Below are 12,531 nucleotides of genomic sequence, written 5' to 3'. Positions count from 1 at the left end.
TGTTATTTTCAACATCGAGCCTTTCTTTTATCAGTTGTTCAAAATCTTATATCTAGTAATCTTCTAGGTATCCGTCAATGAAATCTTCTTCTTCCAGATCGACTTCTTCCGGTTCGATTTCGGCTTTAAAGTCACGACGCTGAATGTAAACTTCACGAGTTAGAGCATATGGATCTGGCGAGTCATCCAACAGAGCTTCTTGAGAAACTAACTGAGCTCGAGTCTCCATACCTTCAAATGCCCACTTTCCGAGGCTCGCCCAGAAGTTCAACAGAGCTAAAGGCACATATAAACTATCCACTTGCTCCGTCACTTCACGAGTCGTAATAGGGCCATAACCCGGTACCATAAAGTACGGTCCGTTACCCACCCCATAATGACCAATCGCATCAGAAAACGACTTGTCGTCATATTTGGTGATACCCGCTTCACTGGCAATATCGATTAGGCCCAACAGACCAAAAGTTGAGTTAATCCAAAAACGGTTGAAATGGTCGAGTGCTTTCTCGCCATTACCCATGAATATGTTGTTCACCATGCTCGCAGGTTCGTCTAAGTTGGCTAAAAAATTTGAGATACCAGAACGAACTGGAACAGGGGTATAGCCAACATAAGCGAGTGAAACAGGACGAACTAAATAAGGATCAAGATATTCGTAGTTGATATCCCACATCGCTCGGTTGAACCCTTCGAAAGGGTCATTCGGGTGGGATTCTTCGACGTATTCAGAGGTTTCGAGGTTATTATCGTTCGTGCTTTCATCTGGCGCGCTAGAACAGCCCACCGTTAAGCTTGCGATAAAAAGTAAACTCGAGAGTCTTAAAACACTGACAGACATATCACCTTTTCCATAAGGAATTCATATAATAAAAAAAGGCCAGCAATCGCTGGCCTCAATTGGTTGCGTAAGTCTATACCGTTTGTTGCAAAATCGGAATAGCTAACACCTATGCAAAATGATGATTAATATTGCTTATTGATATTAATGGTCACTGGAACACCCAGTTCAACCACTTCACTTTCACCGTACCAATCACCATCGCGAGTTGAAACGTTACCATCTGTATCAAGCCTAGCTCTAACCATCAGAGTTTCAAGGCTAGACAACTTAGATCCTTCCATCATGCTGTTACCATCATCGAGAACAACAGTGCGAGGGAAAGAACCCAATGGGTAACGGGCTGCAGCGACCGGCATTGGTGAACCATCAGCTCTATGTACTGAAACAACCAACACAGACTTAGGATCAGCATTCACATCGCCAGACAGCTCAAGCGTTACTGCAACACTCTTACCTTGGTCAACACCCATGGTGTCGCCCATTTTCTTCTGAGCACTTTCAATACTGCGTGACAACATCTCGTAGCGACTGTCTTGTGGACCAATCATCTGTTGCATGATGCTCCAGTACTTCACAGCACCCGGATAATCTTGACGTTCAAAAGAATCAAACGCTAGCAGTGAGAACACACGAAGATCAACATAATCATTTTGAATCAAGCGGCTCAAAATTAAACGAGCTTGGTTTTGATCGGCTTCATCAGGTGAAAGCATCAGTGCTTGAGCAAAGCCTAGCTGAACATCTTCATTCTTAGGCTCAAGTTTGTAAGCTCTTTCCATAGAATCTTTCGCTGTTTCTGCGTCACGGTTTGCTAATGCAATACGACCAAGCAGTAACCAACCAGTTGAATCTTTTGGTTGATAGTGAAGACGAGTACGAAGCGCTAAAGTCAAATCTTCAAGTTCATCATCGGTAAGCGTGCCACCTTCTGATGACATTAACTTTTTAGACAACTCAGGAAGGTTCGAACTCACTTCTTGCCAGTGTTGAACCTTATCTAATGCACCAAACTGAAAGTACATACCATAAGTTACAACCAGAACCAGGATCACTGACGGTACAACGACACCCAGCGTAGATATTTGTGTTCTCTTGATTTTTTCTTGCGTTGGAACGTCATCAAGTAGCGACTGTTTTAAGTCAGCGATCAGTTCTTGCTGGTTATCAACAAGGCCTTCTTCAGCTTCTACTTCTAATTCAACTAAGCGATCTTTATAGAAGGCTTTATTCAACTCATCACGAAGCACGTCATCGTTGTTTTCCTTCTTGTTCAAAAAAGGCAGAACAATCAATAAAACCGCTGCTAGCGAAAGGACAATTGTAGAAATCCAAAATAGAGTCATTACTGTTTATCTCCGTCGTTCTCTTCGTCGAGTAACGCTTTTAAACGTGCTTCTTTGTCTGCATCCCAGTCTTTATTGGACTCTACTGCTTTTGATTTTGACTTTCTGCTTCGTAAAACAATCAAACCAAAACCTAATACAACAACCGCAAACGGACCAACCCATAGGATCGATGTCGCTAAGGTCAGTGGCGGGTTGTACGTTACAAAGTTACCGTAACGAGCAATCATATAATCAATAATTTCTTGCTCAGATTTGCCTTCTTTTGTCATCTCATACACTTTTTGACGCAAGTCGACCGCAAGTTCCGCGTTCGAATCACCAATCGTGTTGTTCTGACATTTTGGGCAACGAAGCGTATTGCTCAAATCTTTAAATTGTTGCTCTTGATCAACCGTATCAAACTCATGAAATTCGATAGGCGCAGCCGTTACCGACGCAGAGATAGCGAAGGTGGCAAACATTGCTACAAGTGTTTGTTTAATCATTTCGCCTCCTCCAATAACTCTTGGTACATCGGCTGAAGCGTCGATGCCCAGTTAGTCGGGTTCACGTCACCAACATGGCGGTAACGCACCACGCCGCTGGCATCAATGAGGAAGGTCTCAGGAGCGCCATATACGCCAAGGTCAAGACCTAACATACCGTTGCCATCGAACAAGCTGATTAAGTACGGGTTGCCCAGCTCTTTTAACCAACCAACCGCTTTATTGCGATCATCTTTGTAGTTAAGGCCAATAATCTTAACGCCTTGATCCGCTAACTTATTCAGGTAAGAGTGCTCTGCATAACAAGTAGGACACCAAGTCGCCCACACATTAAGAAGCAGAGGCTCACCTTTAAAGATAGCTTGATCATGAAACTTACCCGGCTGTTCCAAATCCTCTAGGCCAAACTCAGGAACCTGCTTACCAATCAATACGGATTCAAGTTTAGTCGGGTCATCACCCGACTGGTTACGCATCAATTGAGTTGCAAAGATTCCAGCTAGAACCATGAACGCAATCAATGGAATGAATAAAATCTTCTTGTTCATTCGAATTAAGCCTCCTGCTCTTGAGCCGACTTTTTCGTTGGCTTACGGAAACGGTAACGACGGTCACTGATAGCAATCACACCACCAATCGACATGATCAAAGAACCCGCCCAGATCCAACGTACAAATGGTTTGTAGTAAATACGTACAGCCCAAGATTTGTTGTCGTCTAAACGCTCACCCATTGCGATATAAAGGTCGCGCGTTACGCCACGATCAATCGCCGCTTCAGTCATCATAGACTTAGCTGTGGTGTAGAAACGTTTTTCAGCGTGAAGCCTGTTGATGTATTTGCCTTCTTTGGTAATTTCAAAGTCAGCAATGTAACCATCGTAGTTAGGGCCATCTTTGTCACGAACCCCTGTAAACAGGAAGCTGTATTCTTCAAGTTGGTAGCTTTCGCCTGGCGCTAAACGCACATCACGTTCGATGCTGTAGTTTTGCACCATCGCGATACCGATCACTGTTACGGCTAAACCCATGTGACCACAGATCATTGCCCAATGGCTACGAGGTAGCTTAGTTAGGCCTTTCATGAAGGTATGACGGTGTGTTGCACGCTCATGCAGCTCAAAGCCGTGCATGAAGAAGATCCAGAACGCCATCACCCAACCAGCAAAAGCAGTACCACTGAAGCGGTCAGCTAGCATGGTCACCATTAGTGCACTTAAACCTAACGAGAAGATACCCGAAACTAACATTGGCTTAATAAGCTTAGACAGGTTGTCACGTTTCCAACGGATCAGTGGACCGATACCCAATAGGAACGAGAACGGGATCATTAACCAGAAGAACAACATATCAAAGAATGGTGCACCGATTGAAACCGAGCCCAGCCCTAACTGCTTATGAACGAGTGGTAACAACGTACCCACTAACACAACCACTAACGCAGCAATCAATAAGATATTGTTGCCGAGTAGTGCGTTTTCACGAGAAACCAAATCAAAGTTACCACGGACACGAACCGATGCGCCTTTAACAGCAAACAACAGCAGTGAACCACCGATAACGAACACTAGGAAACCTAGAATAAACATACCACGAGCAGGATCTGACGCGAATGCGTGAACAGATACCAAGATGCCCGAACGAACTAAGAATGTACCTAGTAAGCTTAAAGAGAATGCAGAGATAGCCAGCAATACTGTCCAGGCTTTAAATGTGCCACGCTTTTCTGTTACCGCAAGCGAGTGCATCAGCGCTGTACCAGCCAACCAAGGCATGAATGAAGCGTTTTCTACTGGATCCCAGAACCACCAACCACCCCAGCCAAGTTCGTAGTAAGCCCACCATGAACCAAGTGCGATACCTACCGTTAGGAATAACCAAGCAGCGATTGTCCAAGGACGAGACCAACGAGCCCAAGCCGTATCTAGACGACCGCTCATTAGAGAAGCAATAGCGAAAGAGAACGCAACCGAGAAACCTACATAACCCATGTAAAGCATAGGCGGGTGAATAATCAAACCCGGGTCTTGCAGTAATGGGTTCAAGTCACGGCCATCGACAGGAAAGTAAGGCAGTGTACGTAAGAACGGGTTAGACGTTACGATAATGAACAGCAAGAAGCCGACAGTAATCAAACCCATGATAGCCAGTACGCGAGCCACAGACTCTTGAGGCATACCACGGCTAAACGTCGCTACTGCAACCGTCCAACCCGCTTGGATAAGAACCCAAAGCAGTAATGAACCTTCATGAGCACCCCAAACCGCTGTGATTCGGTAGTACCAAGGAAGTTGGCTATTCGAGTTACTTGCTACGTATTGAACCGTAAAATCATTGGTGTAGAACGCGTAGCACAAGATAAAAAACGAAATCGCTAGGAATCCGAACATACCCCATGATAGCGGTCGCGCACTATTCATTAATAATGTGTTATTTCGAGCTGCCCCATACAGCGGGAGCACACTCAATAGCAATCCCAGCCCTAAGGACAGGATCATGGCAAAGTGGCCGATCTCGGCTATCATTGAGCACTTCCTTCTTTTTGTTCTGTCGAGTACTGCATTGGCTCATGGGTTTTCTTCATTGCTTCAGCAACTTCAGAAGGCATGTACTCTTCATCGTGTTTCGCTAAGACTTCGAAAGCTTCAATTGTTGTCGCATCTTTCAGAACGCCTTGAGCAACAATACCTTGCCCTTCACGGAAAAGATCAGGAAGAATGCCATCGTATAAAATCGTTACTTTAGGACCAACATCTTTCAAGTCAAAGCTTACACGTAGTGATTCGTTGTCACGGCTTACAGAACCGACTACAACCATGCCACCAATACGCAGACGTTGGCCAACTTCAGGTTTCTTGCCGTCTTTGCCGTTAACAAGCTCAGTTGGCGTGTAGAACAGATCCATGTTCTGGTTAAGCGCATAAACCATTAATCCAACAGTTGCACTGATACCAAAAAAGATCGCTAAGACAATGCCCAGCCTCTTTTTACGTCTTGGGTTCATAGAGTGTTCTCCATATTTTTTGCTGCATCGATACGAGCTTGACGATCAATCTTAGCTTGTACTTCATTTAGTAATTGCTTACCACGACGAACGCTTAAGACCAGTAAAATGATCATCGCGAGGAATGTGATTCCAAATGCACTCCATACATATGAGGCGTAGCCACCCATGGCAAAGAAATCACTCAGAGATTCAAAATACATAATTACCTACCCTACTACGCTTTATCAGCCGCGAGTTTACGAACCCACGGACGGTGACTTTCTTTACTAATGATTTCGTTTCTAAAACGAACCATAGTCACAGCACCAAAGAAAAAGGCGAAGCCGAAGATGTTGAGAAGAAGCGGCCATAGCATGTCACTTGAAATAGAAGGCTGATCGAACTTAGTAATCGTCGCGCCTTGGTGAAGTGTATTCCACCACTCTACTGAAAAGTGAATGATAGGTAGATTGATGACACCAACGATCGCCAAAATACCTGCTGCTTTCGCTGCGGTTTTTTGGTCGTCAAAAGCGTGGTGTAGTGCAATCACACCCAAGTATAGGAATAGAAGAATCAGCTCTGAGGTCAAACGCGCATCCCAAACCCACCAAGCACCCCACATTGGTTTACCCCAAACAGCACCGGTTAGCAGCGCTATGAAGGTAAATACAGCACCAATAGGCGCCATAGCCAATGCAGCCATGTCTGATAATCTCACCTGCCATACCAAGCCGATAAATGCCGCAATTGCCATCGACATGTATACGCCCATCGACCAAATTGCAGACGGAACATGGATATAGATGATACGGAAGCTATCGCCTTGTTGGTAATCAGAAGGCGCAAATGCAAGCCCCCACACAGTACCTACTGATAGACACAATAGCGCTAGGATAGAGAACCACGGCAGAAGTTTACCAGCAAGCTGATAAGAGGTTTCTGCTTTGGCATAGGGATGGAGCCATTTCCACATGTTGTAATCTCACTCTTACTTCATATTGCTTACAGCTATCACAGCTATAATTATTATAATTTATTTTGGCTTACTGTCTCTTTCAGTGACTCTATGAGTTTAAAAGCTTCAATTAGTTCACTCTGAACAAACAAAGTGGAAGTGAGCGCTTGGTTAGCTAGTTTTAATCGGATAATTAACTAGTTAACACTCACTCTCAGCGCTGCGCTTATGGCAAATGGGGTGAGCGTCATTGCGCCCATTAGCATTGCCCCTAACACAGCTAATTGTCCGTTATACGCAACGCCTAGTGCTGCCGCATCAATCGCGGATGTAGCAAATATAAGAATTGGGATATACAACGGCAAAATAAGCAGACTTAACAGCACACCGCCTTTTTGTAATCCAACCGTTAAAGCGACACCAATCGCACCAATAAAGCTTAATGCAGGCGTACCAACCAATAACGTTAAGACCACCGATAACCAAGTATCGAAATCCAAGGACAGCAGTACCGCTAACAACGGACTGATCAATATTAATGGTAACCCTGTCAATAACCAGTGCGCTATGACCTTGGACAATACTACCAACTGCAACGGGATGGGCATCAGCATCATCTGCTCGAGGGCGCCATCTTGAAAATCATCTCGGAATAATCGTTCGAGAGAGAGTAATGCAGAAAGTAAAGCAGCAACCCAAACAATGCCCGCTGCGATACGCGCAAGTAGGTTTGGCTCAGGGCCGATACTCAATGGGAAAAGGGTGATGACAATGATAAAAAACCACAGAGGGTTAAAGATATCGGCTTGGCGACGAAATGCGATCAACAGCTCACGTCGAATGATCGTTGTCATTGAAGAAATCATATTACTCACCCAACTTTATTTTTCTTAGTTTCGGGCTATCAGCAAACATATCTTGGTGTGTGGTTAATAACACAATGCCACCGTTGTCTGCATGCTGAGAAAAAAGAGACTCAAGAACTTTAACGCCCTGCTTATCAATGGCAGTCAGCGGTTCATCTAGAATCCACAACATTTGCTTACTTAGCCACAGACGAGCCAATGCTACACGGCGCTGTTGACCCGCCGAAAGTTGACCTGCAGGCACATCTTCTCGTCCAGCAAGGCCGACTTGAGCCAATGCATTGTAAAGTTCTTCCTTACTCGTTCCACTGCTGTGAATCGATTGATAGAAGCTCAGGTTCTCATAGGCACTAAGCTCGCGTTTTACGCCAGTTTGGTGACCAAGAAAAAGCAAATTTTGGTGATACACATCTCGACTCGTTTCAATGGACTCACCATCCCAAGAGATAGTGCCTTCATCACGATCACCTAACCCGGTGACAATCCTAAGGAGTGTCGTTTTCCCAGTACCGTTACGACCTTCAACTTGAACCAGCTCACCGGGTTTCAATTGAAAAGACAACGATTCAAATAGAACCCTGTCGTCACGAATAGCAGTTAAATTTGAGACTTCAAGCATAGGTAAATTTAGTCGAGTAATGAAAGGGCTATAGTAGCACACCAATATGGTGACAAAACAGGACTAGGCGTTTTCGATAGAACAAACTCCGTAAGAAACTGTTACCACCGCATCACAATTTACACATTTTCATCAACAAACAAGATATTGCCTTAGATACAAGCACTTATAAACATCGTTCTATATAGAGCTGTCAGGCACAAAAAAAGAAGCCGAAGCTTCTTTTAAGAGGAGTGCACGATAAACATCAATTACTCAATACGCAGCGAGCGCTCAATTTAACGACGTCGAGTTGGGTCTCTGCGCTTATGAGATGCATCTGGTTGTTCATCGTACGATGAAGGGTTACTTCTTAACGAAGGAATTTTTTCCTTACCCGCGAGCTTATTCTGCAGAGACATCATCAACTCAGCTTCAGCTTTAGGTAATTCACACTCTTCGATCAGTTCGTTTATCCCTGCACCAAGCTGAACCATCTTCGTTGCACGCGTGTACAAGCGCCCATCGGTATCAACATGTTCCAGCTCTACAATGCGTTCATTCAAGTGCTTTATTAGATCTTGCTGTTCCGTCACTTTCTGACCAAGGCCAACCACGACAGAGCGAACCTCAAGCAATTGCTTGCTCGATTTTTGAAGCTCTTTGTCCAAGTTACGAACTTGCAGGCGTGACTGATCGAGCTGCTTTTGAATCGCACGTTTTACTTTGCTAATCAAAATCACGATGAATAACGTAAAAACCCCGACTCCGGCAATCAGAGCAACAGGGCTTAAAGGAAGCGCTTCAAACATTACAGGTGAGCCATCTCATCCCATTCGTCTTCGCTTAGTAGTTTGTTTAGATCTACTAAGATAAGCAGCTTACCATCACGGTTACTTACACCTTGGATGAACTTAGCACTTTCATCAGTACCAACACTTGGAGTAGTGTCGATTTCAGAAGAACGTAGGTAAACCACTTCAGCAACGCTGTCTACTAGAATGCCAATGACTTGACGCTCAGATTCAATAACGATGATACGAGTGTTGTCTGTGATTTCACCTTGCATCAAACCAAAGCGAGAACGAGTGTCGATAACAGTAACAACGTTACCACGCAGGTTAATAATACCTAGAACGTAATCTGGAGCACCCGGTACTGGAGCAATTTCACTGTAGCGAAGTACTTCACGTACCTGCATAACATTAATGCCGTAAGTTTCTTCTTCTAGCTGGAATGTCACCCATTGAAGTACTTCATCATTGGTTGGGTCTTTTCTTACTTCAATTTCACTCATATGAGACATATTTAATCCTCTTGCCGTCGTTACCGACCACTATTATTAACTTGATGCGTTTATTGTTAGCCTAATGCTTATTACTAGCTTAATGCTTTTACATCTAGCCCTGCGTTTAGCATGGCGATCAATGCTTCAACATGAATCAAAGCACACATTTTTTCTTTTACCATACCAGCGAGCCATGGGCGTTTACCTGCCATTTCTCGCCAACGAACTTTATCTGTATTAAGAAGCTCGGTACCTTTAAGTTCAGTACCCGCAAGCCCCCATAAGCTTTCGCCAAGCATCACTATATATTGATAGTTTTCTTTGTATTCATCATTCGTTAGTTTCTCAGGCATCACCCACTTTGCGGTGTCGACCACATCTAACTGACTATCTCGATTTGTTTGCAAACCTAAATACCAAGCAGGCTTACCAATCAAATGGCTTAGCTCTTCAAGGCGATGAATACCACCAAGCTCATCAAGAGGAACAGCAAATGTTACCCCGTTGACGTCAAAATACAGTACCTGAAAATCTTCTGTTCGAGCCGTAGTTTCCCAAGATGTAAACCGTTCAATACCGCCAGATTGAGTTTCAAGCTCAACCTCGGGCTCACTGATAGATTCAATTTCTGATTCTTCAGTGTGAGTTTCGTCTTGCAGAGCTTCAACGTGCGACTCTTCAGCTATTGGAGACTCGGCTTGCTGCTCAATTGGTCGTTCAACAAGTCGATCAACAACCATTGATGAATCTGACTCTGGGAGGTTCCAATCTTGAATCTCAGGCTCTACAGAAAGCTGAACGGATTCCACCGCAGCATCAAACATATGCATGTCTGCTTGCTGAGCGATTTTCTGCGTGTTCTGATCCATTAATTCATCAAGATTCAGTTCATCTACCACGTTCGTCGCTTCTAAGCGGCTCAGTAATTTTTGAACGTCTTCCAGATTGGGCACTTCAAATTCAGCTTCTCGTAACTCGGCATAGGTCGAGTAACTCGAATATTTGGGCTCTGGCTCTGGCTCTGGCTCTGGCTCTGGCTCTGGCTCTGGCTCTGGCTCTGGCTCTGGCTCTGGCTCTGGCTCTGGCTCTGGCTCTGGCTCTGGCTCTGGCTCTGCAGATGATGACTCATCGCTGGTCTCGTCAACAAAAAATTCGTCAGAATCCAGCATTTCATCACCTAACAGCGCACTAAAGTAATCATCAAGTGCTTGTTCACTTGATAAACTTGATCGCGCCATTGTTGATTCTTTATTCGCGCTCATTTATCGCCAGCCTTTCGAGATAAATAAGCAGCTGTTTGTAAGCAAATACACCACGACTACCCGATGCAAAATGAGATGCTGGTAAGCGCTTTAGGCTAGCATCTCGAAACTTAGTGTCTATCGGCACAGCGGATGTCCAAACTTGATTTGGATAATCTTCTTTTAGCTGAGTTAATGTTTGCAGTGATGCTTTAGTTCGCTTGTCGTACATCGTCGGGACAATCGTCACCTTAAATGGTGTTTTGCGAGACTTCTGCATAATAGCCAAAGTGCGAATCATGCGCTCTAAGCCCTTCATTGCCAAAAACTCAGTCTGTACCGGAATCAAAATACGGTCACTGGCAGCCAATGCGTTGACCATCATCACACCCAAGATCGGCGGACAATCGATAAGTACATAGTCATAGTCGTCTTTCAAAGCCGCCAAAGCACGCTTCAAGATCAACCCCATACCGCTTCGATTTCCCATCACACGGTCTAATGTTGCCAAAGACATGTGCGCGGGAATAATATCGATACCTTCGACTTCCGTTTGTAAAATCAAAGGTCTTACTGTCGGCGCGTTAAACTCACGCAACTGAAATAGATCAAACAGACTCGATTCCACCGTATCTGAGTCGTAACCCAGATAGGTGGTTAGTGATGCATGCGGGTCAGTATCAACCAACAGAACACGGTGCCCCTTCAACGCAAGTAAACCTGCTAGGGTCACGGTCGAGGTCGTTTTACCAACACCACCTTTTTGGTTTGCAACACTCCAAACAATCATTTCGATTTACCTAAGCTAACCCAACTTCAACCAAAATCCTTTCCGCAATGCGGTCTAGAGGGAGGTCTTCAGTAGAAATGCCAGCTTTTGCTACAGCTTGAGGCATACCATATACAACACAGCTATCTTCGTCTTGCGCCCAGATTGTCGAGCCCGCAGTTTTTAACATACGCGAACCTTCTCGACCATCAGCGCCCATACCGGTCAGTATCATAGACAAGACTTTGTCGCCGTAGATTTTCGCTGCAGAGCCGAAGGTTACATCCACACAAGGTTTGTAATTCATTCGGTCGCCGCCATCGATAATTCTTAAGCGAGCAGATCCTGCACGGCCGTCAACCATCATCTGTTTACCACCAGGAGCAAGATAAGCCACTCCAGGTTTCAACACATCTCCGTCCTGTGCTTCGCGAACTTCAATCTTACATAAGGTATTCAGTCGGCTAGCAAAAGCGGCGGTGAACGTTGCTGGCATATGCTGAACTAACACAATCGGATGTGGGTAGTGTGCAGGGATGCGCGTCAAAATTTTCTGTAGTGCAACAGGGCCACCAGTAGAGGTACCAATTGCAGTTAATTGATACTTTTTACCCGAAGCTCTGAATTTCGCCGTTGATGCAACCGCTGGTTTCACTGCTGAAACTGCGGCTGAAATCGGTTGGCGCAATGGTGTTGAAGTTGTTGCCGGTGTAGCTGTAGATCGTGGCGCAATAGGAGCACGGCGCATAAACGCACGCTTTGCTGCAATCTGAATCACACGTTGTTGAAGCAATGCGACAGCATCATCACGGTTACGTGCGATGTCTTCAAACTTCTTAGGTAGGAAGTCTAGAGCACCAGCGTCTAACGCATCTAACGTTGCTCTCGCACCATCATGCGTTAGCGATGAAAACATTAAAATAGGCGTTGGCGACGCAGCCATGATTTCACGAACGGCGGTGATGCCGTCCATGACAGGCATTTCGATGTCCATCGTGATTACGTCAGGTCTCAGCTGTTTCGCTTTCTCGACCGCTTCTTTACCGTTTACTGCTACATCAATGACTTCTAGGCGAGCCTCTGAGTTGATGATCTCGCTAACGCGACGACGAAAAAAACTCGAATCATCAACGACTAATACTTTAATCGCCATA

At 44.9% G+C, this 12,531-nt stretch carries 15 protein-coding genes; all 15 read right to left on the bottom strand.

Annotated elements, in window-relative coordinates; all coding sequences use genetic code 11:
- Positions 1-52: 52 nt before the first annotated feature.
- Entirely contained in the window at positions 53-838 is a 786-nt protein-coding gene (locus M4S28_RS05510) for an MlaA family lipoprotein (protein ID WP_017076800.1), read from the bottom strand.
- 125 nt (positions 839-963) lie between these two features.
- Entirely contained in the window at positions 964-2,184 is a 1,221-nt protein-coding gene (ccmI, locus tag M4S28_RS05505) for a c-type cytochrome biogenesis protein CcmI (RefSeq protein ID WP_249632437.1), read from the bottom strand.
- Positions 2,184-2,672 (bottom strand): cytochrome c-type biogenesis protein, encoded by a 489-nt coding sequence (locus tag M4S28_RS05500; protein ID WP_102455746.1) that lies wholly within the window; start codon positions 2,670-2,672, stop codon positions 2,184-2,186. Before M4S28_RS05500 ends, ccmI begins: the two co-directional genes overlap by 1 nt.
- Positions 2,669-3,220 carry a DsbE family thiol:disulfide interchange protein gene (locus tag M4S28_RS05495; protein WP_017076803.1) on the bottom strand — a complete coding sequence of 184 codons (552 nt, stop codon included), beginning with the start codon at positions 3,218-3,220 and terminating at the stop codon, positions 2,669-2,671. The genes M4S28_RS05500 and M4S28_RS05495 overlap by 4 nt, the downstream gene beginning before the upstream one ends.
- Before the next feature lie 5 nt (positions 3,221-3,225).
- Complete coding sequence (locus tag M4S28_RS05490) at positions 3,226-5,196, bottom strand: heme lyase CcmF/NrfE family subunit (RefSeq protein WP_249632436.1); 1,971 nt, start codon at positions 5,194-5,196, stop codon at positions 3,226-3,228.
- Entirely contained in the window at positions 5,193-5,675 is a 483-nt protein-coding gene (gene ccmE, locus M4S28_RS05485; RefSeq protein WP_017076805.1) for a cytochrome c maturation protein CcmE, read from the bottom strand. The genes M4S28_RS05490 and ccmE overlap by 4 nt, the downstream gene beginning before the upstream one ends.
- Positions 5,672-5,878 carry a heme exporter protein CcmD gene (gene ccmD / locus M4S28_RS05480; RefSeq protein ID WP_004736230.1) on the bottom strand — a complete coding sequence of 69 codons (207 nt, stop codon included), beginning with the start codon at positions 5,876-5,878 and terminating at the stop codon, positions 5,672-5,674. Before ccmD ends, ccmE begins: the two co-directional genes overlap by 4 nt.
- A gap of 14 nt (positions 5,879-5,892) precedes the next feature.
- Positions 5,893-6,633 carry a heme ABC transporter permease gene (locus M4S28_RS05475; RefSeq protein ID WP_004736229.1) on the bottom strand — a complete coding sequence of 247 codons (741 nt, stop codon included), beginning with the start codon at positions 6,631-6,633 and terminating at the stop codon, positions 5,893-5,895.
- 179 nt (positions 6,634-6,812) lie between these two features.
- Positions 6,813-7,481 carry a heme exporter protein CcmB gene (gene ccmB, locus M4S28_RS05470; protein WP_004736228.1) on the bottom strand — a complete coding sequence of 223 codons (669 nt, stop codon included), beginning with the start codon at positions 7,479-7,481 and terminating at the stop codon, positions 6,813-6,815.
- 1 nt (position 7,482) lies between these two features.
- Positions 7,483-8,100 (bottom strand): cytochrome c biogenesis heme-transporting ATPase CcmA, encoded by a 618-nt coding sequence (gene ccmA / locus M4S28_RS05465; protein ID WP_249632435.1) that lies wholly within the window; start codon positions 8,098-8,100, stop codon positions 7,483-7,485.
- A 278-nt stretch (positions 8,101-8,378) separates the two neighbouring features.
- Positions 8,379-8,891, bottom strand: coding sequence for a DUF2802 domain-containing protein (locus M4S28_RS05460; protein WP_017090989.1), 513 nt, complete (start codon positions 8,889-8,891; stop codon positions 8,379-8,381).
- Positions 8,891-9,385 carry a chemotaxis protein CheW gene (locus tag M4S28_RS05455; protein ID WP_004736225.1) on the bottom strand — a complete coding sequence of 165 codons (495 nt, stop codon included), beginning with the start codon at positions 9,383-9,385 and terminating at the stop codon, positions 8,891-8,893. Before M4S28_RS05455 ends, M4S28_RS05460 begins: the two co-directional genes overlap by 1 nt.
- 74 nt (positions 9,386-9,459) lie before the next feature.
- Positions 9,460-10,629 carry a chemotaxis protein CheW gene (locus M4S28_RS05450; RefSeq protein WP_249632434.1) on the bottom strand — a complete coding sequence of 390 codons (1,170 nt, stop codon included), beginning with the start codon at positions 10,627-10,629 and terminating at the stop codon, positions 9,460-9,462.
- Positions 10,616-11,398, bottom strand: coding sequence for a ParA family protein (locus tag M4S28_RS05445; protein WP_017076808.1), 783 nt, complete (start codon positions 11,396-11,398; stop codon positions 10,616-10,618). The genes M4S28_RS05450 and M4S28_RS05445 overlap by 14 nt, the downstream gene beginning before the upstream one ends.
- A 10-nt stretch (positions 11,399-11,408) precedes the next feature.
- A complete protein-coding gene (locus tag M4S28_RS05440; RefSeq protein ID WP_249632433.1) occupies positions 11,409-12,530 on the bottom strand; it encodes a protein-glutamate methylesterase/protein-glutamine glutaminase in 1,122 nt (373 codons plus the stop codon).
- Position 12,531 lies beyond the last annotated feature (1 nt).

Source organism: Vibrio sp. J383 (assembly GCF_023503985.1).
Taxonomy (GTDB): Bacteria; Pseudomonadota; Gammaproteobacteria; order Enterobacterales; family Vibrionaceae; genus Vibrio; species Vibrio splendidus.
The sequence above is the reverse complement of the archived record's forward strand: the minus strand, read 5'-3'. Positions and strand labels throughout refer to the sequence as shown.

Coding starts and splice junctions, on each gene's coding strand:
- M4S28_RS05510 (WP_017076800.1), bottom strand. CDS start 838: ATGTCTGTCAGTGTTTTAAGACTCTCGAGTTTACTTTTTATCGCAAGC.
- ccmI (WP_249632437.1), bottom strand. CDS start 2,184: ATGACTCTATTTTGGATTTCTACAATTGTCCTTTCGCTAGCAGCGGTT.
- M4S28_RS05500 (WP_102455746.1), bottom strand. CDS start 2,672: ATGATTAAACAAACACTTGTAGCAATGTTTGCCACCTTCGCTATCTCT.
- M4S28_RS05495 (WP_017076803.1), bottom strand. CDS start 3,220: ATGAACAAGAAGATTTTATTCATTCCATTGATTGCGTTCATGGTTCTA.
- M4S28_RS05490 (WP_249632436.1), bottom strand. CDS start 5,196: ATGATAGCCGAGATCGGCCACTTTGCCATGATCCTGTCCTTAGGGCTG.
- ccmE (WP_017076805.1), bottom strand. CDS start 5,675: ATGAACCCAAGACGTAAAAAGAGGCTGGGCATTGTCTTAGCGATCTTT.
- ccmD (WP_004736230.1), bottom strand. CDS start 5,878: ATGTATTTTGAATCTCTGAGTGATTTCTTTGCCATGGGTGGCTACGCC.
- M4S28_RS05475 (WP_004736229.1), bottom strand. CDS start 6,633: ATGTGGAAATGGCTCCATCCCTATGCCAAAGCAGAAACCTCTTATCAG.
- ccmB (WP_004736228.1), bottom strand. CDS start 7,481: ATGATTTCTTCAATGACAACGATCATTCGACGTGAGCTGTTGATCGCA.
- ccmA (WP_249632435.1), bottom strand. CDS start 8,100: ATGCTTGAAGTCTCAAATTTAACTGCTATTCGTGACGACAGGGTTCTA.
- M4S28_RS05460 (WP_017090989.1), bottom strand. CDS start 8,891: ATGTTTGAAGCGCTTCCTTTAAGCCCTGTTGCTCTGATTGCCGGAGTC.
- M4S28_RS05455 (WP_004736225.1), bottom strand. CDS start 9,385: ATGTCTCATATGAGTGAAATTGAAGTAAGAAAAGACCCAACCAATGAT.
- M4S28_RS05450 (WP_249632434.1), bottom strand. CDS start 10,629: ATGAGCGCGAATAAAGAATCAACAATGGCGCGATCAAGTTTATCAAGT.
- M4S28_RS05445 (WP_017076808.1), bottom strand. CDS start 11,398: ATGATTGTTTGGAGTGTTGCAAACCAAAAAGGTGGTGTTGGTAAAACG.
- M4S28_RS05440 (WP_249632433.1), bottom strand. CDS start 12,530: ATGGCGATTAAAGTATTAGTCGTTGATGATTCGAGTTTTTTTCGTCGT.